Origin of the sequence: Kribbella amoyensis (assembly GCF_007828865.1) — a bacterium.
GTDB lineage: Bacteria > Actinomycetota > Actinomycetes > Propionibacteriales > Kribbellaceae > Kribbella > Kribbella amoyensis.
This window is the reverse complement of sequence record NZ_VIVK01000002.1, coordinates 305,949-324,726: the sequence shown is the minus strand read 5'-3', so window position 1 is coordinate 324,726 and position 18,778 is coordinate 305,949. Positions and strand designations below refer to the sequence as shown.

General features: G+C 69.6%; 18 protein-coding genes. 11 read left to right on the top strand and 7 right to left on the bottom strand.

The genetic code is table 11. From position 1 onward, the window contains the following. The first annotated feature begins 21 nt into the window (after window positions 1–21). A complete protein-coding gene (locus FB561_RS31780) occupies window positions 22–999 on the top strand; it encodes an ABC transporter substrate-binding protein (RefSeq protein ID WP_145813739.1) in 978 nt (325 codons plus the stop codon). 32 nt (window positions 1,000–1,031) lie between these two features. Beyond that, window positions 1,032–1,667 carry a hypothetical protein gene (locus FB561_RS31775; RefSeq protein WP_145813738.1) on the top strand — a complete coding sequence of 212 codons (636 nt, stop codon included), beginning with the start codon at window positions 1,032–1,034 and terminating at the stop codon, window positions 1,665–1,667. On the opposite strand, the gene FB561_RS31770 is transcribed toward FB561_RS31775, so the two are convergent. From FB561_RS31770 to folP, 3 genes are read right to left on the bottom strand one after another with little or no spacing between them, the layout of a single operon-like run. Beyond that, window positions 1,613–2,329: a class III extradiol dioxygenase subunit B-like domain-containing protein gene (locus FB561_RS31770; RefSeq protein ID WP_145813737.1), complete on the bottom strand. Its 717-nt coding sequence runs from the start codon at window positions 2,327–2,329 to the stop codon at window positions 1,613–1,615. The two genes, FB561_RS31775 and FB561_RS31770, sit on opposite strands and share 55 nt — an antisense overlap. After that, window positions 2,329–3,069, bottom strand: coding sequence for a pyrimidine reductase family protein (locus FB561_RS31765; protein ID WP_238335248.1), 741 nt, complete (start codon window positions 3,067–3,069; stop codon window positions 2,329–2,331). Before FB561_RS31765 ends, FB561_RS31770 begins: the two co-directional genes overlap by 1 nt. Then, window positions 3,066–3,947: a dihydropteroate synthase gene (gene folP, locus FB561_RS31760; RefSeq protein ID WP_238335247.1), complete on the bottom strand. Its 882-nt coding sequence runs from the start codon at window positions 3,945–3,947 to the stop codon at window positions 3,066–3,068. The genes FB561_RS31765 and folP overlap by 4 nt, the downstream gene beginning before the upstream one ends. A 118-nt stretch (window positions 3,948–4,065) precedes the next feature. On the opposite strand from folP, the gene FB561_RS31755 reads away from it, so the two are divergent. The 5 genes from FB561_RS31755 (at window position 4,066) to FB561_RS31735 (ending at window position 9,814) form a co-directional block, all read left to right on the top strand. Next, the gene (locus FB561_RS31755; RefSeq protein WP_145813735.1) at window positions 4,066–5,385 is read left to right on the top strand and encodes an L-fuconate dehydratase; all 1,320 of its coding nucleotides are present in this window, start codon (window positions 4,066–4,068) and stop codon (window positions 5,383–5,385) included. Next, the gene (locus tag FB561_RS31750) at window positions 5,382–6,131 is read left to right on the top strand and encodes an SDR family NAD(P)-dependent oxidoreductase (RefSeq protein WP_145813734.1); all 750 of its coding nucleotides are present in this window, start codon (window positions 5,382–5,384) and stop codon (window positions 6,129–6,131) included. The genes FB561_RS31755 and FB561_RS31750 overlap by 4 nt, the downstream gene beginning before the upstream one ends. Window positions 6,132–6,168: 37 nt before the next feature. Next, window positions 6,169–7,131, top strand: a complete 963-nt coding sequence (locus tag FB561_RS31745; RefSeq protein ID WP_145814162.1) for an aldo/keto reductase — start codon at window positions 6,169–6,171, stop codon at window positions 7,129–7,131. A 45-nt stretch (window positions 7,132–7,176) separates the two neighbouring features. Beyond that, window positions 7,177–8,133, top strand: coding sequence for a helix-turn-helix transcriptional regulator (locus tag FB561_RS31740; protein WP_145813733.1), 957 nt, complete (start codon window positions 7,177–7,179; stop codon window positions 8,131–8,133). A 76-nt stretch (window positions 8,134–8,209) separates the two neighbouring features. After that, window positions 8,210–9,814, top strand: coding sequence for a 13E12 repeat family protein (locus tag FB561_RS31735; protein ID WP_145813732.1), 1,605 nt, complete (start codon window positions 8,210–8,212; stop codon window positions 9,812–9,814). A gap of 50 nt (window positions 9,815–9,864) precedes the next feature. On the opposite strand, the gene FB561_RS31730 is transcribed toward FB561_RS31735, so the two are convergent. From FB561_RS31730 to FB561_RS31720, 3 genes are all read right to left on the bottom strand, one after another. Next, window positions 9,865–11,442 carry an ABC-F family ATP-binding cassette domain-containing protein gene (locus FB561_RS31730; protein WP_145813731.1) on the bottom strand — a complete coding sequence of 526 codons (1,578 nt, stop codon included), beginning with the start codon at window positions 11,440–11,442 and terminating at the stop codon, window positions 9,865–9,867. A 218-nt stretch (window positions 11,443–11,660) separates the two neighbouring features. After that, the gene (locus FB561_RS31725) at window positions 11,661–12,332 is read right to left on the bottom strand and encodes a FadR/GntR family transcriptional regulator (RefSeq protein WP_145813730.1); all 672 of its coding nucleotides are present in this window, start codon (window positions 12,330–12,332) and stop codon (window positions 11,661–11,663) included. 27 nt (window positions 12,333–12,359) lie between these two features. Further along, a complete protein-coding gene (locus tag FB561_RS31720) occupies window positions 12,360–12,746 on the bottom strand; it encodes a RidA family protein (protein ID WP_145813729.1) in 387 nt (128 codons plus the stop codon). A gap of 58 nt (window positions 12,747–12,804) precedes the next feature. Between FB561_RS31720 and FB561_RS31715 the strand changes: the two genes are divergently transcribed. From FB561_RS31715 to FB561_RS31705, 4 genes are all read left to right on the top strand, one after another. Then, window positions 12,805–13,221 (top strand): DUF3052 family protein, encoded by a 417-nt coding sequence (locus FB561_RS31715; RefSeq protein WP_145813728.1) that lies wholly within the window; start codon window positions 12,805–12,807, stop codon window positions 13,219–13,221. A gap of 419 nt (window positions 13,222–13,640) precedes the next feature. Then, complete coding sequence (locus FB561_RS31710) at window positions 13,641–17,477, top strand: multifunctional oxoglutarate decarboxylase/oxoglutarate dehydrogenase thiamine pyrophosphate-binding subunit/dihydrolipoyllysine-residue succinyltransferase subunit (protein WP_145813727.1); 3,837 nt, start codon at window positions 13,641–13,643, stop codon at window positions 17,475–17,477. A 1-nt stretch (window position 17,478) separates the two neighbouring features. Continuing rightward, the gene (locus FB561_RS38065) at window positions 17,479–17,655 is read left to right on the top strand and encodes a DUF6104 family protein (RefSeq protein ID WP_170284904.1); all 177 of its coding nucleotides are present in this window, start codon (window positions 17,479–17,481) and stop codon (window positions 17,653–17,655) included. A gap of 24 nt (window positions 17,656–17,679) precedes the next feature. Beyond that, window positions 17,680–18,405, top strand: a complete 726-nt coding sequence (locus FB561_RS31705) for an AAA family ATPase (protein WP_145813726.1) — start codon at window positions 17,680–17,682, stop codon at window positions 18,403–18,405. On the opposite strand, the gene FB561_RS31700 is transcribed toward FB561_RS31705, so the two are convergent. Next, window positions 18,402–18,758 (bottom strand): ArsR/SmtB family transcription factor, encoded by a 357-nt coding sequence (locus FB561_RS31700; RefSeq protein ID WP_145813725.1) that lies wholly within the window; start codon window positions 18,756–18,758, stop codon window positions 18,402–18,404. The two genes, FB561_RS31705 and FB561_RS31700, sit on opposite strands and share 4 nt — an antisense overlap. Window positions 18,759–18,778 lie beyond the last annotated feature (20 nt).

Here is an 18,778-nt window from a genome sequence, read left to right as displayed (position 1 = left end):
CGTCGATCTTGGGAGTGCCCCGTGAGTGTCCGCCGGCTCGCTGCTGTGGTTGTCGTGGCTTCGCTCGCCCTGGTCGGGTGCGGCTCCGGTCCCGAGGAGGACGCCGCCGCGGCCGGATCCGACGCCGGCGCCGGTTACCCGCGGACCGTCGAGCACGCGATGGGCACCACCGAGATCCCGGCCAAGCCGAAGCGGGTGGTCGCGCTGGACGCCAGCTTCGTCGACGCCACGCTGATCCTGGACACCCCCGTCGTCGGGTACACCGACTACCGCACCATCAACGGCCAGCTGCCCGACTACCTGGGCGAGGACCGGACCGAGTACGGCAGCGACGCGAAGGCGGTCGGCACCCTGGCCGAGCCGAACCTCGAGGCGATCGCGGCGCAGGACCCGGACCTGATCATCTCCGCCAAGGTCCGGCACGAGAAGCTCTACGAGCAGCTGTCCAAGATCGCGCCGACGGTGATGTCGGAGACCACCGGGCCGACCTGGAAGGACAACATCCGGCTGGCCGCGAAGGCGCTCGGGCAGGAGGAGCTCGCCGAGCAGGAGCTGACGTCGTACGAGGCCGCGGCCAAGACCGTCGGTACAGCGATCAACGCGAAGGCGAACAACCCGACCATCTCGGTGGTCCGGTTCGTCGACGGCCCGACCCGGCTGTACCAGAACGGCAGCTTCTCCGGAATCGTGCTCAAGGACGCCGGGCTGAAGCGGCCGAAGTCGCAGGACGCGCCCGGGTTCTCCGCCGAGATCAGCGCGGAGCGGATCAAGGACGCGGACGCCGACGCGATCTTCGTCACCGTCTACGCCGACGAGAAGGGGCTGAGCGCGAAGACGGCCGAGCAGTTCAAGGCGAACCCGCTCTGGAAGCCGCTCGCGCCGAAGGTGCACGAGGTGCCCGACCTGACCTGGATGACCGCGGTCGGTCTGCAGGGCGCCTGGGTGATCCTCACCGACCTGGCCAAGACCTTCGACGTCCCCGCGCCCGCGAAGAGCTGACCCGCTCGGCCCGGTCGGTAGGGTCGGGTCTCATGACCGCGTTCGAGAGGTGGCACGTCGGGCCGTGGACCGGCCGCGGCACGACGCCCGGTGAGCCGTTCGCGCCGGGACTGCGCCGGACGCCCGACGAGCTGAACTTCGACGTGGTCGGGCTGTCCCGCCTGCTCGGCCGCCGGTTGCCGGCCGAGGAGGAGATGCTGGTCCGCCGCTGGCAGGGCGAACTGCGGCCGACCGATCCGCGCGTCTGCGGGGTCCAGACCCTGCCGACCCCCGAGGGCTCGCAGGCCCTGGCCGACGCGGCCCGCCGGGCGTTCGAGTGGATCGCGGAGCGGGCGCCGGCCGGGTACGAGTTCGTCTTCACCGACGCCGTCCACCTGCGGCCGCGGACCGACCTCGACGCCGAGGTGGTCGCGGTCGAGGCCGTGGTCGCAGCGGCGGACGGTGAGCTGCCGGCCGCGCGCCTCGCGTCCTCGGGGGTTCGTCGGTCCCCCGACGGTTGGTACGCCGGGGACGCCGTCTGCAACTGGTCCGGCCCCTACGACTCGCAGGCCGAAGCCGTCGCCGCCGTCACCACAGCGCGGGCTGCTCTTGTCGAGCAACTGCGCGAAGCCGGCTACCCGGAGCTCGCGGCGACGTCATCCCGCTGGGCCCAGGTCGCCACGAAGTAGCCGACCCCGTACGGCGCCGCGTCGTACAGCAACCGACCCTGCCACCGGCGGCCCGCCGTCGCGGCAGCCAGTACCTGCCAAGGCGCGCGCCCGGCAGCCTGGAGGACACCGGCCAGCTCGGGATCCAGAGCAGCGAGGACGTCCCGGTCGGCAGTCGCGAGTGCGGTCGCCGTGGTGTTGTCGAACAGCTCGGCCCGCGGATGGAGATGCACCGGCGAGTGCTCACTGCGTCGCGCGGACCCGTCCCCCATCACCAACAAACCCAGCCGCCGTTCGTCCGCGGCCAGTTCCTCGCCCAACGCACGGCACTCGGCCGGGGACGCGTCAGCGGGTACGGCGATCGCCTCCCGCGGCAGCGCGACCGCACTGGTCAACCACGCACCCACCAACAGCGACAACGGCAACGCGGCGGCGACCGGGGCGCCACCCAGATCGACACGGACCTGCGGTGCGCCGTACGGACCGAACGAGCCGGCCGCGTCCGCGCCGTACCGAGCGGAGGGACCACTACCGACGATCAGCAGCACGTCCGCAGCTCGGAGTGAGTCGACGGCAGTCGCACAAGCAATGCGCAGATCGTCGAGCTCGTGGGCCGCACCGGAGGCGAGCTCGGGCACGATGATCGGCGGATGAGGACAGACGGCAGCGGCGACGATCGGCACTATGCCCGCCCGTACCGCGTGAAGAGGAAGCCGTCGTCGGACAGCAGATAGTGCAGCGGCTTCAGCTGCCGAACCGCGGTCGACGCCGCACCGTTGGTGATCCGCGCGGCACCCGGACCGGCGAGCAGCGGGGACACGGTCAGGCACAGCTCGTCCACGAGGTCGTCGCCGGTCAGCGAGCCCAGCAGGCGTGGTCCGCCCTCACAGAGCAGTTGCAGCAGGCCCCTGTCGTTCAACGCCTTCACCACCTCGGTCACCTGGACCTCGGCGTCACCACAAATCAGTACGTCCGCCACTTCCTCGAGCCGGGCCCGCCGGTCGGCCGGGGCGACCGCGGAGGTGAGCACGATCGGACGAACCGGCGACTTCACGAACGGAGCGCTGGCGGGATCCAGGTCCAACCGGCCGGAGACGATCGCGAGGACACCGTTGTCCGACAGCCCGTTCTCCCGCCGCCAGTCCCGGCGGGCCGGGCGTAACCGGAGCGCGTCGTACCCCTCGGCGCGGACGGTACCGGCGCCGACCAGGATCGCGTCCGCGAGCATCCGGAGCCGGCCGAGCATGTCCTGGTCGTCCTTGCTGGACAGGCCGCCCGACTTACCCTCCAGACTGACCGCGCCGTCCAGGCTGCTGACCATGTTCGCCCGCACCATCGGCACCGACCGATCGGGCACGGAGTACGCCGCGATCAGCTCGTCCTCGGTCAGCGGGTCCGGGTCGGACTTCCAGCGACGGATCAAGCCAGGCTCCTTCGGGTGTAGGCGGGCGGCTTGGCACGGTGCAGGACCGCGACCAGGTCGAGCGCCTGCCGGGCCGCGGCCACGTCGTGGACCCGGAACACCCGGGCTCCCAGCCAGCCCGCGATCGTCACCGCGGCCAGGGTCGCCGGACCACGGCGGCCGGACGGCAGGTCCAGGGTCTCGCCGAGGAAGTCCTTGTTCGACATCGCCACCAGCACCGGCCAGCCGGTCGCGACCAATTCGTCCACCCGCCGGGTCACCTCGAGCGAGTGCAGCGTGTTCTTGCCGAAGTCGTGGGTCGGGTCGATCACGATCCCGTCCGGCCGGACCCCGGCGGCGACGGCCCGCTCGGCCAGCGTGGTGGTCGTCCGGATCACGTCGGCGACCACGTCCTCGTACGCCATCCGATGCGGGTCCGTGCGCGGTTTCAGGCCGCCCACATGGCTGCAGACCAGGCCGGCTCCCACTTCCGCGGCGGCCGCGGCGAGGTCGGGATCGGCGCCGGACCAGGTGTCGTTGATGAGGTTCGCGCCCGCCTCGCCGACCCGCTTGGCGACCCCGCTGCGGTACGTGTCGACGCTGATCACCAGGTCGTGGTGGCGGTCCCGGACGGCGGCCACGAAGTCGAGGATGCGGCGCAGTTCCTCGGTCTCGCTGACCGGTTCGCCGTACCCCGCCTTGACGCCGCCCACGTCGACGATGTCGGCGCCGTCGGCCACCGCCTGGTCGATCGCGGCCAGCGCCGCCTCGTCGGCGTACGTCGCGCCGCCGTCGAAGAACGAGTCCGGCGTCCGGTTCACGATCGCCATCACGGCGAACTCCCCCGGCCCGAACGACCGCTCCCCCAGCCGTAGCACCCCGGATCCCTCGTCAGCCACGTCCCCGACTGTAGCGAGCTGGGTGACGGATCCGACCGGCGACCGGTGTGCGTGCTGGCACATATCCTATAGGATCTCGGTCAGACCGTCCCGCCGTCCGCACCAAGAACGGGTACCCATGCCGCGCTTCACCGAGTTCGAGACGTACGACGTCCGCTTCCCCACGTCCCTGCACCTCGACGGCTCCGACGCGATGAACGCGGACCCGGACTACTCCGCGGCCTACCTGATCCTGCGCACCGACGCCGGCGACGGGCTGGAGGGGCACGGGTTCGCCTTCACGATCGGCCGCGGCAACGACGTCCAGACCGCGGCCATCGAGGCCCTGCGCGACCACGTCCTCGGACTCGACGTCGACGCCACCCTGGCCGACCTCGGTGGCTTCTGGAAGTCCCTCGTGCACGACTCGCAACTGCGCTGGCTCGGCCCGGAGAAGGGCGTCATGCACATGGCGATCGGCGCCGTCGTGAACGCGGTCTGGGATCTCGCCGCCAAGCGCGCCGGGGTCCCGTTGTGGAAGCTGCTGGCCGGCCTCACCCCCGAGCAGATCGTCGACCTCGTCGACTTCCGCTACCTGACCGACGCCCTCACCCCGGAGGAGGCGCTGGAGATCCTGCGCAAGGCCGAACCGGGCCGCGCCGAACGGGAACGACAGCTCCGCGACCGCGGGTACCCGGCGTACACGACCACGCCCGGCTGGCTCGGGTACGACGACGCCAAGCTGGTCCGGCTCTGCCAAGAGGCCGTCGCCGAGGGATTCGGCCAGGTCAAGCTGAAGGTCGGCGCGGACCTCGACGACGACGTCCGCCGGATGCGGCTGGCCCGCGAGGCGGTCGGCCCGGACATCCGGATCGCGATCGACGCGAACCAGCGCTGGGACGTGGCCGAGGCGATCCGCTGGATCGAGGCGCTCGAGCCGTACGACGTGTGGTGGGTGGAGGAGCCGACCAGCCCGGACGACGTGCTCGGCCACGCCGCGATCGCGCGAGCGGTCGCCCCGACCAAGGTGGCGACCGGTGAGCACGTGCAGAACCGGGTGGTCTTCAAACAGATGCTGCAAGCCGGTTCGCTGGCGTTCCTGCAGCTCGACTCGGCCCGGGTGGCCGGGGTGAACGAGAACATCGCGATCCTGCTGCTGGCCGCGAAGTTCGGCATCCCGGTCTGTCCGCATGCCGGCGGCGTCGGGTTGTGCGAGCTGGTGCAGCACCTGTCGATGTTCGACCTGGTGGCCGTGAGTGGTAGTACGGAGGACCGGGTGATCGAGTACGTCGACCACCTGCACGAGCAGTTCCTCGACCCGGTGGTGATCGAGGACGGGCACTACGTCGCGCCGACGCGGCCCGGGTTCAGCGCCGAGCTGACCGCCCGGACCCTCGACGAGTACCGGTTCCCGGGTGGCAGGATCTGGACCGAGCAGACGAAGGGGAGCACGAAGTGACGGACTTTGCCGGCCTGCGGGCCGTGGTGACCGGCGGTGCCTCGGGGATCGGGCTGGCGGCGGCCACCCAGCTCGCGGCCCGCGGCGCCCAGGTGGTGGTCTTCGACCTGAAGCCGGACGTGCCGGAGCCGCTCACCGGGATCGCCGCGGACGTCACCGACGACGCCTCGGTCCGGGCGGCCGTCGCCGCGGCCGCGTTGCAACTCGGTGGGATCGACATCCTGGTCAACAACGCCGGGATCGGCGCCCAGGGCAACGTCGCCGCCAACGCCGACGAGGAGTGGCACCGCGTCCTCGACGTCAACGTCGTCGGTATCGCCCGGGTCACCCGCGCCGTCCTGCCGTCACTGCGGAAGTCGGAATCCGCCGCGATCGTCAACACCTGCTCGATCGCCGCCACCGCCGGCCTGCCGAACCGCGCGGTGTACAGCGCGAGCAAGGGCGCCGTGCTGGCCCTGACGATGGCGATGGCCGCGGACCACGTGCGCGAGGGCATCCGGGTCAACTGCGTGAACCCCGGTACCGCCGACACCCCGTGGGTCGGCCGCCTGCTCGACGCCGCCACCGACCCGGTCGCCGAACGCGGCGCCCTCGAAGCCCGCCAACCGATGGGCCGGCTCGTCTCGGCCGACGAGGTCGCGAACGCGATCGTGTACCTGGCCAGCCCGCTGTCCGGCTCGACCACCGGGACCGCGCTGGCCGTCGACGGCGGTATGCAGAACCTGCGTCTCCCGGCGGCGCGCTGATGACTTCGTCCGGCTCGCTCCGTACGGTGGTGCGGTGATGAAGATCTTCCCGACCGACCTCCGCATCGGCCTCGGCGGCGCCCCGCTCGGCGGCCTGCTCAGCGAGATCACCGAGGACGACGCGCTCGCGACCGTCGACGCCGCCTGGGACGAGGGCTGGCGCTACTTCGACACCGCTCCGCACTACGGTCTCGGCCTCGCCGAAGAACGTCTCGGCGCCGCTCTCGCGAGCAGGCCGCGCGACGATTACGTGCTGTCCAGCAAGGTCGGCCGGATCATCTACGAGGCCGACACCTCGGCCACCGACGACGAAGGCTTCGACATCACGTCCCGACGGCGCCGCCGCTGGGACTTCAGCCGTGACGGCGTCCTCCGCAGCATCGAGGACTCGCTCCGCCGGATCGGTACGGACCGCCTGGACGTCGTCTTCGTGCACGACCCGGACGACCACTACGAGGAAGCGGTCGCGACGGCCTTCCCGACGTTGATCGAGTTGCGCGAGCAGGGCGTGATCGGCGCGATCGGGTCCGGGATGAACCAGACCGCGATGCTGACCCGGTTCGTCGAGGAGATCGACCTCGACGTGATCATGCTGGCCGGCCGGTACACGCTGATCGACCCCGACGGGCTGGACGACGTCCTCCCCGCCTGCGTGGCGAACGACGTGCAGGTACTCGCGGTGGGCGTGTTCAACTCGGGGCTGATGGCGCAACCGCGGCCCGCCTCCGACGCGACCTTCAACTACGAACCAGCGGCCGCTGCCTTGATCGAGAAGGCGAACAAGCTGGCCGACGTCTGCGAGTCGCACGGCGTCACCCTGCCGTCCGCGGCGCTGGCGTTTCCGCAGTTCCACCCGGCGGTCGCGGGAATCGCGGTCGGCTGCCGATCCGCGGCCGAGGCGCATGCGAACGCGGCTCTGTCGAAGGTGGAGATCCCTGTCGGCTTGTGGTCCGACCTGAAGTCCGCCGGTCTGCTGCGGGAGGACGCTCCTACTTCCTGAGTGGTCGGGCTTTCCGGACGGATTGCTTCCGGAATGTGTGGTCTGATGGTGGCCGTGTACGACGCGAGTCCGACCGCGCGGGCGTTGCTGGTGCTCGAGTTCATCCAGAACAGCCCCGGCATCTCCGCCGAACGCCTGGCCGACCGGCTGGGCGTGACCGAGCGCGCCGTCCGGCGGTACGTCGGGATCCTGCGGGAGGCAGAGATCCCGATCGAGTCCAGCCGCGGCCGGTACGGCGGGTACCGGATCGGCCGTGGTCTGCGGGTGCCGCCGTTGATGTTCAGTACGCCCGAGGCGCTCGGCTTGGTGATGGCGATGCTGGAGGCCGAGCACGGCGGCAGCAGTACGTCCGACCCGGTGGAGAACGCGATCGGGAAGATCGTGCGCGTACTGCCCGAACCTCTGGCGCAGGCCGTCGACGCTATCCGTAGTGTGGCGACTCGTGGGCCGGCTCCGAAGGCTGTTCCCGATCCGGAGTTGACGGCCTCGCTGGTGCGGGCTTCGACCTCCCGGAGGCGGGTGCGGATCGGGTACCGGTTGGGCGAGGACGTTGTTCGGGCGATGGACGTGGATCCTTGGTCGGTGGTCGTGCGGCACGGGCGGTGGTACCTGCTGTGCTGGTCGCATGCCCGGGAGGCTCGGCGGGTGCTTCGGGTCGACCGGATCGCTTCGGTGGAGGTGCTTGCCGAGGGCTTCGAGTTACCGGCGGGGCTCGATGCGTTCCGGACGCTCGAGGAGCATCTCGCGGAGGGGTGGAAGTACCAGGTCGAGGTCGTGATCGAGGCGCCGGTGGATCAGGTTTCTCGGTGGATTCCTCGGAACTTGGGTCGGTTGGAGGCTTTGGAGGGAGATCGGACGCGGCTGGTGGCCAGTACGGACGAGCCGTATTGGTATGCGCGGCAGCTGACTGCTCTGCATGCGCCGTTTCGGATCGTGGGGTCTGATGAGCTTCGCTCGGCGGCGCTTTCCTTGGCGCGTGGGCTTAGCGAGGCTGCTTCCTGAAGATTTCCTTATGTGTAAGGGCGTTTGGGGGTTGTGGGTTGGTTTGCTTGGTTGCCTTTGATTTATAGTCGCACGTATGTTCGATGACGATGTTGCGGAGCTGGATGCGGCTGGGGTGTTGGCCTCGGCTGCGGCGCATCGTGCTGAGATTGATCGGCTTGAGGCTCGGTTGTTGGTGCATGCGCAGGTGTTTGCTGATTTGCACTGTGCTGATGGGTTGCCTGCTCGGGGTGGGGAGGGACGGCGGCCGGGGCGGGAGCGGGGTGTGGTTTATGGGGGTGTGGGGTGTCCGGCGATTGCGGAGTTCGCGCCGGCGGAGTTCGGGGCGATGGTCGGGACGTCGGCGGGCAGTGCTGCGGCCTACATCGGGCAGGCGTTGGCGTTGCGGCATCGGCTGCCGCGGATCTGGGCGACGGTGTTGAACGGTGAGGCGACGCCGTGGAAGGCGTGCAAGGTCGCCACCGCCTGCCTGGACCTGTCCGAGGAGGCGGCAGCGATCGTCGACGAGCAGGTCGCCGGACTCGTCGACACGGTCACCCCGATCCGGCTCGGCAAGATCGTCACGGCTGCTCGTTATCGCGCTGATCAGGATGCTGCCCGGTCTGCCGCGGAGCGGAAGGCGCGTGAGCGTGGTGTGTATGTCGGGCGGGCCGATGATCACGGCACGAAGTCGGTGTGGATCCTGGCCGCGACCGGTGACGTGCTGCGGTTCGACGCCACGATTGATGCGTTGGCGGAGGCGTTGAAGACGCTGGGTGATCCGGATCCTGTGCGGCTGCGGCGGGCGCGGGCACTGGGCATCCTGGCCGACCCGGCCCACGCCCAAGCCATCCTCACCGCCGGCCGCACGGGCACCTTGCCCACCCCGACACCGACCGAAGCAGCCCAGCCTTCAGCGACTGCGGTGGCGCCGCCGGCCGACGCCACGACTGGTGAGGTCGCGTGCAGTCAAGGTGAGCGCGTCGAACCGTGGGACGTCACGCCCAGCGCCGACGCCGACCACGCCCCCGATGCCACCTCCGGCGCCGGTCAGATAGTCACGGGTGTCGAGACGCCGACCCGTCAGATGGTCAACGCCGACCTGGCCCAACTCGACGGCATCACCGGCTCCCGCACCAGCCGCACCACCATCTACGTCCACCTCACCGACCACACCCTCGTCACCGGCCACGGCGTCGCCCGGGTCGAAGGCTGTGGCCCGCTGCTCGCTGCCCAGCTCACCGAACTCATCGGCCACCGCCCCTACTCGATCCGGCCGGTAATCGACCTGAACGACACCATCAGCGTCGACGCCTACGAAATCCCCCGCCGACTCCGCGAACAACTCAAACTCATCCACCCCATCGAACAATTCCCCTACGGCACCACCGAAACCACACTCGCCACCGACCTCGACCACATCCAGCCCTACGACCCCCACGGACCACCCGGGCAGACCGGCACCACCAAACTCATCCCGCTACGGCGCTACAGCCACCGGGTCAAAACCCACGGCCACTGGAACGTCAACCGCACCACCGACGGCACCCTGGAATGGACCAGCCCCCACGGCTTCACCTTCCACGTCGACCACACCGGCACCCACCGTGCAGACTTCAAGCGCGCCGACACCCAGGGCGGCGGCGTCATCCCGATGCGCCCGCCCGACTCTCCCAACGACGGCGACCCGCGCCCAGGATGAGAAGCGCGACAACCGAGCAGTGGGACTTGGGCAGCGGTACTGAGCGCGTCCTACAGCGGATCCACCTCGACCAGCTGATCGTCCTCGATCGCCAACCACCGCGTGATCCCCAACTCCCGCAGGAACGGCACATCGTGGCTCACGACCAGCAACGCGCCCTCGTAGGACGTCAACGCCTGCTGGAGCTGGGCGACGCTGGCCAGGTCGAGGTTGTTGGTCGGCTCATCCAGCATGAGCAACTGCGGCGGCGGCTCCGCGAGCAGCAATGCCGCCAAAGTCGCCCGGAACCGCTCGCCGCCCGACAACGTCTGCACCGGCTGGTCCGCAGCCCGGCCCCGGAACAGGAACCGCGCCAACCGAGCCCGCCGATCGTTGTTGTCCGTACTCGGTGCCAACAGCGCGAGGTTCTCCGCGATCGACAGGTCGTCCCGCAGCAGATCCAGCCGCTGAGGCAGTAGCCGATACGGGACCAACGGCAACGACTCCCCCGCGATCGCGTGCAGCAGCGTCGACTTCCCGGCACCGTTCGGACCGGTCAAGGCAATGCGCTCCGGCCCACGGATCTCCAACGTGACCGGCAACCCGGTCCGCAGTACGTGGTCCTCCAGTCGCAGAACCACACGCCCAGCAGGCACAGCCGTCCGCGGCAGGTCGACCCGGATCGCGTCATCGTCGTGCACCCGTTCCTCGGCATCGGCGAGCGCTTCCTGCGCTGCGTCGAGGCGCTCGGACTGCATGCCGAGATGCTTCCCCGCAGAGACCTGCGCCGACCGCTTGAGACCGCCGGCGACGATCTTCGGGATCCCGCCCTGCTCGAACGCCCGCTGGCCCCGAGCCCGACGCTGATCCATCTTCATCCGCGCCTCGATCAGGTCCCGCCGCTGCTTACGCACATCCGCCTCGGCGCTGCGAACCATCCGCTCGGCGGCCTCCTGCTCGACCGCGACGGCCTCCTCGTACGCCGTGAGGTTGCCGCCGTACCACGTGAGATCGCCCTTCCGGAGGTCACCGATCTGGTCGACTCGATCCAGAAGCTCGCGATCATGGCTGACCACCAGCAACGCGCCCCGGAACAGGTCGACCGCGTCGTACAAATGCCGCCGAGCCCGGAGATCGAGGTTGTTCGTCGGCTCGTCGAGCAACAGCACGTCAGGGCGGCGCAGCAACTCGGCGGCCAGGCCGAGCAGGATCGTCTCGCCGCCCGACAGCTCGCCGACGCTGCGATCCAGGTCGATCGGCAGGCCAAGCTTGCCGAGCATCGCGTCGGCGCGTTCCTCGACGTCCCAGTCGTCGCCGACGGCGGTGAAGTTCGCCTCCGAAGCATCACCGCGTTCGATCGCGTCGATCGCGCGCCGGACCCCGGCGATCCCGAGTGCCTCGTCGACGCGCAGCGTGATGTCGAGCGTGAGGTCCTGCGGCAGGTACCCGAGCTCACCGCTGACCCGGATCGAACCGCGCTGCGGCGTCAAACGGCCGGCGATCAGCCGTAGCAACGTGGACTTGCCGGTGCCGTTGCGCCCGACCAGCCCCGACCGCACCGGGCCCGCGACGAAGCTCAGCCCGTCGAACAGCACATCGCCGTCCGGCCAGGCGAAGGAGAGGTCGTGACAGCGGAGGGAATGACTCATGTGGGGTGCTCCAAGAGGTCTCGAACGAGATCGCGGCACCGGACGGTGGCGATCGATCGCTGGAAGAAAGACCTCGGAGTTACAACCCGCACCCCTGACGTCGGCAATGGGACAGCCCCAAGACTAGAGCCGGACCCGGCCGGCCTTCAAGAGGATTACCTGAAACCAGTTGCCCCCAGCAACCGCTCCCCCAACTACCGGGAGACGAGAACGAACCCTCAGCGCGCCTTGCGGAGCCAGTTCTCCACGCCGGCGATGTGAGCCGTCATCCAGGCCCGGGCGGCTTCGGCGTCACCGGCCTCGATCGCGTCGAGGATGGCGGTGTGTTCGGCGAGAGTCCGCTCGACCGCGCCCGCCTCGGTGACGCCGCGCCAGATACGGGCCCGCTGGGTCGCTCCCGAGATGCCGTCGAGCAGCGAGCAGACGACACCGTTCCCCGTGGCTTCGGCGATGCCGCGGTGGAAGCGCAGATCGTTCGCAACCAGCTCGTCGACAGAGGCGCCGGCCGCGAGATCGCTGGTCAGCAGGCGGAGATCGGCCAGCTTCTCCCGGCTGATCCGCCCGGCGGCCAGCGCGGCGACGCCCGGCTCGAGCAGCCGGCGTACCTCGAAGAACTGCAGCACCGAGTCGTCGCGATGCAGGTCGACCATGAAGCTCAGCGCATCCAGCAGATGCGCCGAATCGAGGCTGGTCACGTACGTCCCGTCGCCGTGCCGCACGTCGAGAACGTTCACCAGCGTGAGCGCCTTGACTGCCTCCCGCAGCGAATTCCGCGACAGCCCCAGCCGCGCGGCGAGGTCCGCCTCCTTCGGCAACCGGTCCCCCGGGCCGAGCTCCCCCGAGGTGATCATCTCCTTGATCTTGACGATCGCCTCATCCGTCAAAGCCATCCGCTCAGTATGCCGCCCCACCAGGGCCTAGGAGCGACGGATGGCGATGGCGTCCACCTCGAAGCGCATCTCCGGCAGCGCCAACGCGGCCACGCCGAGCATGGTCTGCACCGGCGGCCTGCCACCCCACAGCCGACCCAGGACCCCACCGACGATCTCCAGCTTCTCCCCGGAGTGGTCGACGATGTACGTCCGCAGCTGAAACACGTCCGCGTAGTCCAGCCCGGCCGACTTCAGCGCGGTTCCGAGGTTGGCGAAGGCGAGCTCCACCTGCTCCTCGAAGGTCTCCACGGTGACCAGCCCGTCCGGCCCGGAGGCGTACTGGCCGGCGACGAAGACGAGGTCCCCGACCTCGGCGACGTGGCTGTAGCCGAAGGGGACGGGGTCGTGCAGGGTTTCGGGGTTGGTGATCATCCGGCGGCCTTCCTCACGAATTCTGGATAGCTAATATCCAGAACATACCATCGGCCCCATGGCCGCACCAACGCCCGGCTATTCGGGCAAGCCGCTGGCCGCGAAGCTCGGGATCAAGACCGAGCACGCGGTACTGGTCGACAACGCGCCGGCCGACTTCGCGATCGAGGGACTGCCGCCCGAGCTCCGGCCCGATACCCGCGCCAAGCCGAGGACCAGCTACGACGTCGTCCTGGCCTTCTGCCCCGATCGCGCCCACCTCGCCAGAACGCTGCCAACCTTGCTGGAGCGGACGGCGACCGCGGGGATGATCTGGATCGCCTGGCCGAAGAAGTCGTCGGGCGTGCCGACCGACCTGGACGAGAACGGCGTCCGCGAACTCGCGCTCCCGCTCGGCGTGGTGGACGTCAAGGTCGCCGCCGTCGACGCCACCTGGTCAGGGCTGAAGCTGGTCCGGCGGCTGGCCAATCGATGACAACTGGACTGATCCGCAGCGTGAGGTTCACCACAGTAACGCCCGAGACTGATCATCACGGCCAGCAAGCGCGCAGCTGCATACAGTGGCCAGTCACGCTCAGGGCGCACATCGCAACAGCCCGCGAACAACGCCGGAACCCCATTTCTGCAACGGGTCCCGCAGTTCCGAGCGGGCCGAACCGGCCCGTCCCGAGTGGGGCCGGAGGCAACAACGCTGAAACATCGGAAACCTGGGTGTTTCAGGGCCGGATCGATCCGGTCCGCGCGGCGGAACCACTCGACACACTGGTCCGGTGATCCCGGGCTGTCAGTGACTTGCCGGTGCTATTAGCCTTGCCCTCGGGGACCACCCCCATAACTTCAGCGTTCATCACAGTGGTATCTGACCCGCAGAAATCGGAAGAGGCGAACTGCCAAGTGGCCACCGAGCCATCAGACACGAATCCCCTTGCAGCCTTCGGCGCGAACGAATGGCTGGTCGACGAGCTGTACGAGAAGTACCTCCAGGATCCGAAGTCGGTCGAGCCGGCGTGGCGGACCTACTTCGAGGGAAACAATCTCCAGGGGGACAGCCCGGGTGACGCGAAGGCGAAGGCCGACGCTCCCCGTCCCGATGCGGTGTCCGACAACAAGACGCCCGAGGCACCGAGTCGCGGCACCGCGGCCACCGCGCCCGCCGCGAGCCGGCCCGCCGCCCGCGCCGCCGCCAACGCCCCGGCCCCGGCAGCACCGGCCCCGGCAGCGCCGGCTCCCGCCGCGGCGGCCACCCCGGCCAAGCAGACCCAGCCCGCCGCGCCGGCCGACAAGGCCGCCGCCGGCGCCCCGACCGGAGGAACGGTGAACCAACCGCCCAGCGCGAAGCCGAAGCCGGCGCCCGCGACCAGCGCCGACTCCGAGCGGCAGATCCTCCGCGGCGCGCCCGCGCGGACCGCGCAGAACATGGAGACCAGCCTCACGGTCCCCACGGCGACGAGCGTCCGCCAGGTCCCGGTCAAGTTGCTGATCGACAACCGGATCGTCATCAACAACCACCTCAAGCGCGCCCGCGGCGGCAAGGTCTCCTTCACCCACCTGATCGGCTGGGCGCTGGTGAAGGCGCTGAAGACGCTGCCGGAGATGAACGCGTCGTACGACGAGACCGAGGGCAAGCCGACCCTGGTCCAGCCGCAGCACATCAACCTCGGCCTGGCCATCGACATGCAGAAGCCGGACGGTACCCGGCAGCTGCTGGTGCCGTCGATCAAGGCCGCCGAGACGATGAATTTCGCCGAGTTCTGGATGGCCTACGAGGACATCGTCCGCCGGGCCCGGGACAACAAGCTCGCGCTGCCCGACTTCCAGGGCACCACGATCAGCCTGACCAACCCCGGCACGATCGGTACCCAGCACTCGGTGCCGCGGCTGATGACCGGCCAGGGCTGCATCATCGGCGTCGGCGCGATGGAGTACCCGCCGGCGTACCAGGGCGCGGCCGAGGAGACGATGGCCAAGCTCGCGGTCAGCAAGGTGATGACGCTGACCTCGACCTACGACCACCGGATCATCCAGGGCGCCCAGTCGGGCGAGTTCCTGCGCCGGCTGCACAAGCTGCTGCTCGGCGAGGAGGGCTTCTACGACGAGATCTTCCAGTCGCTGCGGATCCCGTACGAGCCGATCCGCTGGGCCGCCGACCTCCCGCACAGCCACGAGGAGGACATCAGCAAGCAGGCCCGGATCCTCGAGCTGATCCACGCGTACCGGGTCCGCGGCCACATCATGGCCGACACCGACCCGCTGGAGTACAAGCAGCGCAGCCACCCGGACCTGGACGTGGCCACCCACGGGCTGACCCTGTGGGACCTGGACCGCGAGTTCGCGACCGGCTCGTTCGGCGCAGCGACTGACCGCCGGTTCATGAAGCTGCGCGAGATCCTCGGCATCCTGCGCGACTCGTACTGCCGCACCACCGGTATCGAGTACATGCACATCCAGGACCCCGAGCAGCGCAAGTGGCTGCAGGAGCGGATCGAGCGGCCGCACACGAAGCCGCCGCGCGAGGAGCAGCTGCGGATCCTGGCCAAGCTGAACGAGGCCGAGGCGTTCGAGACCTTCCTGCAGACCAAGTACGTCGGCCAGAAGCGGTTCTCGCTGGAAGGCGGCGAGACCACGATCCCGCTGCTCGACGAGATCTGCGAGGAGGCCGCCGGCGCCGGGCTGGACGAGGTCGTCATCGGCATGGCGCACCGCGGCCGGCTGAACGTGCTGGCCAACATCGTCGGCAAGTCGTACGGCCAGATCTTCCGCGAGTTCGACGGCAACATCGACCCGCGGACGGTGCAGGGCTCCGGCGACGTGAAGTACCACCTGGGCGCGGAGGGCGAGTTCGTCTCCGAGTTCGGTGACCGGATCAAGGTGTCGGTGGCGGCGAACCCGTCGCACCTCGAGACCGTCGACCCGGTCCTCGAGGGCATCGCCCGGGCCAAGCAGGACATCCTCGACCAGGGCGTCGTGTTCCCGGTGCTGCCGGTCCTCGTCCACGGTGACGCGGCCTTCGCGGGCCAGGGCGTCGTGGCCGAGACGCTGAACCTGTCCCAGCTGCGCGGCTACCGCACCGGCGGCACGATCCACGTGATCGTCAACAACCAGGTCGGGTTCACCACCTCGCCGGCCTCGTCCCGCTCGTCGATGTACTGCACCGACGTCGCGCGGATGGTGCAGGCGCCGATCTTCCACGTGAACGGCGACGACCCCGAGGCCTGTGTCCGGGTCGCCGACCTGGCCTTCGAGTACCGCCAGGCGTTCAACAAGGACGTCGTCATCGACCTGGTCTGCTACCGCCGCCGCGGTCACAACGAGGGCGACGACCCGAGCTTCACCCAGCCGCTGATGTACGACCTGATCGAGCAGAAGCGGTCCGTCCGCAAGCTGTACACCGAGGCCCTGATCGGCCGCGGCGACATCACCGTCGACGAGGCCGAGCAGGCGATGCGGGACTTCCAGCAGCGGCTGGAGCGCGTCTTCACCGAGGTCCGCGAGGCGAAGAACCTGCCCGAGGACCCGGCGCCGTACGTGACCGTGCCGGTCTACCCGGAGAAGCCGGAGGGCCCGGACGCCACGGCGACCACGCCCGAGGTGCTGAAGAAGATCGCCGACGCGTACACCACGCTGCCGGAGGGCTTCACCGCGCACCCGAAGGTGCTGCCGCAGCTGCAGCGCCGGGCGGCCGCGATCACCCAGGGCCCGATCGACTGGGCCAGCGCGGAGATGACCGCGTTCGGTTCGCTGCTGCTGGCCGGGCGGCCGGTCCGGCTCGCCGGTCAGGACAGCCGCCGCGGCACGTTCGTCCAGAGGTTCGCCGCGGTCATCGACCGGGTCAACGGCGCGGACCACGTCCCGCTGCAGCACCTGGACGAGGACCAGGCGAACTTCCACGTCTACGACTCGCTGCTCAGCGAGTACGCCGCGCTCGGCTTCGAGTACGGGTACTCCGTGGCCCGGCCGGACGCGCTGGTGCTGTGGGAGGCGCAGTTCGGCGACTTCGTCAACGGCGCCCAGTCGATCATCGACGAGTACATCTCGTCCGGTGAGGCGAAGTGGGGCCAGAAGTCGGGCGTCGTGCTGCTGCTGCCGCACGGGTACGAGGGCCAGGGCCCGGACCACTCCTCGGCCCGGATCGAGCGGTTCCTCTCGCTCTGCGCGGAGAACGCGATGACGGTGGCTCAGCCGTCGACGCCGGCGTCGTACTTCCACCTGCTCCGGCGGCACACGCTGCAGGAGGAGCACAACCCGATGATCGTCTTCACGCCGAAGCAGCTGCTCCGGCGCAAGGAGGCGGTGTCGCAGCCGGAGGAGCTCACCCACGGCACGTTCCGGCCGATCCTGAGCGACCCCGAGGCCGAGGCGAACCCCGGTGCGGTCGAGCGGCTCCTGCTCGCGTCCGGCCGGGTCTCGTACGACCTGCTGGCCGAGCGGAAGAAGGTGGAGCCGGACAAGATCAGCTCCGCGATCATCCGGGTCGAGCAGCTGTACCCGCTGCCGGCCGAGGAGATCAAGGCCGAGCTGGCGAAGTACCCGAACGCCACCGAGGTCCGCTGGGTCCAGGACGAGCCGGCGAACCAGGGTCCGTGGCCGTTCATGGCGCTGAACCTGACCGAGCACCTCGGCGGCAAGCCGTTCTACCGGGTGTCCCGGCCGGCCATGTCGGCGCCGTCGGTCGGTTCGATGGGCGTGCACACGGCCGAGCAGCAGACGCTGCTGAAGCAGGCGTTCAGCTGACGTGTACTTCACCGACCGAGGGATCGAGGAACTCGAGGGCCGGCGAGGCGAGGAGGAGGTCTCGCTGGCCTGGGTGGCCGAACGGCTGCGCGAGTTCGTCGACCTGAACCCCGAGTTCGAGACCCCGATCGAGCGCTTCGCGACCTGGCTCGCGAGACTCGACGACGAGGACGACTGATCCAGGCTGTCCGAGGCTGACCGAATGCCCTTCGCCGACCACCCCGTACGACGGGTCACCGCGGCGGAGGGCATTCGTCCGTCCACCTACTGGCCACACACCATCCCAGCGGTCCGCCAGGTCCTCACCGACGGCCTGGACCTGGCCCCCGGCGTCACCTTCCTCGTCGGCGAGAACGGCAGCGGCAAATCCACCCTGGTCGAGGGCATCGCGGTCGCGTACGGCATGTCGCCCGAGGGCGGATCCACCGGAGCCCGGCTCACCACCCGGGCAACCGAGTCACCTCTCGCCGGCGAACTGCAGCTGACTCGTGGGGTCGGGGCCAAGCGGGCCGGGTTCTTCCTGCGGGCCGAGACGATGCACGGGTTCTACACGTACCTCGAGGAGAACCCCAAGGAGTACGGGCCGCCCGACCCCGTGTTCCACGAGATGAGCCATGGTGAGAGCTTCCTGACGTTGATCAGCAGCAGGTTCGACCGGCGCGGCTTCTACTGTCTGGACGAACCCGAGTCCGCGCTGTCGTTCTCGTCCAGCCTCGCCGTGGTCGGCGTGCTCAACCAGCTGGCAGAGTCCGGGTCACAGGTGTTGTGCGCGACCCACTCCCCCGTGATCGCGGCGCTCCCGGGCGCGCGCATCCTCGAGGTCGGTGACTGGGGCCTTCGCGAATCGGCCTGGGACGACCTGGAACTCGTGCAGAACTGGCGCGCCTACCTGCGGCAGCCCGAGCAGTACCTGCGGCACGTGCTTTAGTCGGTGTGGGGCGGTCTGGTCCGGCGCGGGGGGTCGGGGGCCAGGGAGCCGTCGGGGGCGATGTGCTCGAAGATCTGGTCGACCAGGTTGAGCACGTGCGGGTCGTCGACGGTGTAGATGTGCCGGCGGCCTTCGCGGCGGGCGGTGATGATGCCGGCCAGCCGGAGTTTGCCGAGGTGCTGGCTCGCGGTGGCGATGCTGACCCCGACGCGGTCGGCCAGCGTGCCCACGTCGTACTCGCCTTGGGCCGCCAGGGAGACCAGATGCAGCCGCACCGGTGCGGACAGCATCGCGAAGGTGCCGGCGGCGGATTCCAGCTGGGCCTTCGTCGGTTCGGGCATCGGTGTCGTCATCGCGCAGTCATTGTGACCGC

What these genes read in the sequence shown, in the direction of transcription:
- FB561_RS31775 (WP_145813738.1), top strand. Translation starts at nt 1,032, where the DNA reads ATGACCGCGTTCGAGAGGTGGCACGTCGGGCCGTGGACCGGCCGCGGC.
- FB561_RS31755 (WP_145813735.1), top strand. Translation starts at nt 4,066, where the DNA reads ATGCCGCGCTTCACCGAGTTCGAGACGTACGACGTCCGCTTCCCCACG.
- FB561_RS31745 (WP_145814162.1), top strand. Translation starts at nt 6,169, where the DNA reads ATGAAGATCTTCCCGACCGACCTCCGCATCGGCCTCGGCGGCGCCCCG.
- FB561_RS31740 (WP_145813733.1), top strand. Translation starts at nt 7,177, where the DNA reads ATGGTGGCCGTGTACGACGCGAGTCCGACCGCGCGGGCGTTGCTGGTG.
- FB561_RS31735 (WP_145813732.1), top strand. Translation starts at nt 8,210, where the DNA reads ATGTTCGATGACGATGTTGCGGAGCTGGATGCGGCTGGGGTGTTGGCC.
- FB561_RS31730 (WP_145813731.1), bottom strand. Translation starts at nt 11,442, where the DNA reads ATGAGTCATTCCCTCCGCTGTCACGACCTCTCCTTCGCCTGGCCGGAC.
- FB561_RS31725 (WP_145813730.1), bottom strand. Translation starts at nt 12,332, where the DNA reads ATGGCTTTGACGGATGAGGCGATCGTCAAGATCAAGGAGATGATCACC.
- FB561_RS31720 (WP_145813729.1), bottom strand. Translation starts at nt 12,746, where the DNA reads ATGATCACCAACCCCGAAACCCTGCACGACCCCGTCCCCTTCGGCTAC.
- FB561_RS31715 (WP_145813728.1), top strand. Translation starts at nt 12,805, where the DNA reads ATGGCCGCACCAACGCCCGGCTATTCGGGCAAGCCGCTGGCCGCGAAG.
- FB561_RS31705 (WP_145813726.1), top strand. Translation starts at nt 17,680, where the DNA reads ATGCCCTTCGCCGACCACCCCGTACGACGGGTCACCGCGGCGGAGGGC.
- FB561_RS31700 (WP_145813725.1), bottom strand. Translation starts at nt 18,758, where the DNA reads ATGACGACACCGATGCCCGAACCGACGAAGGCCCAGCTGGAATCCGCC.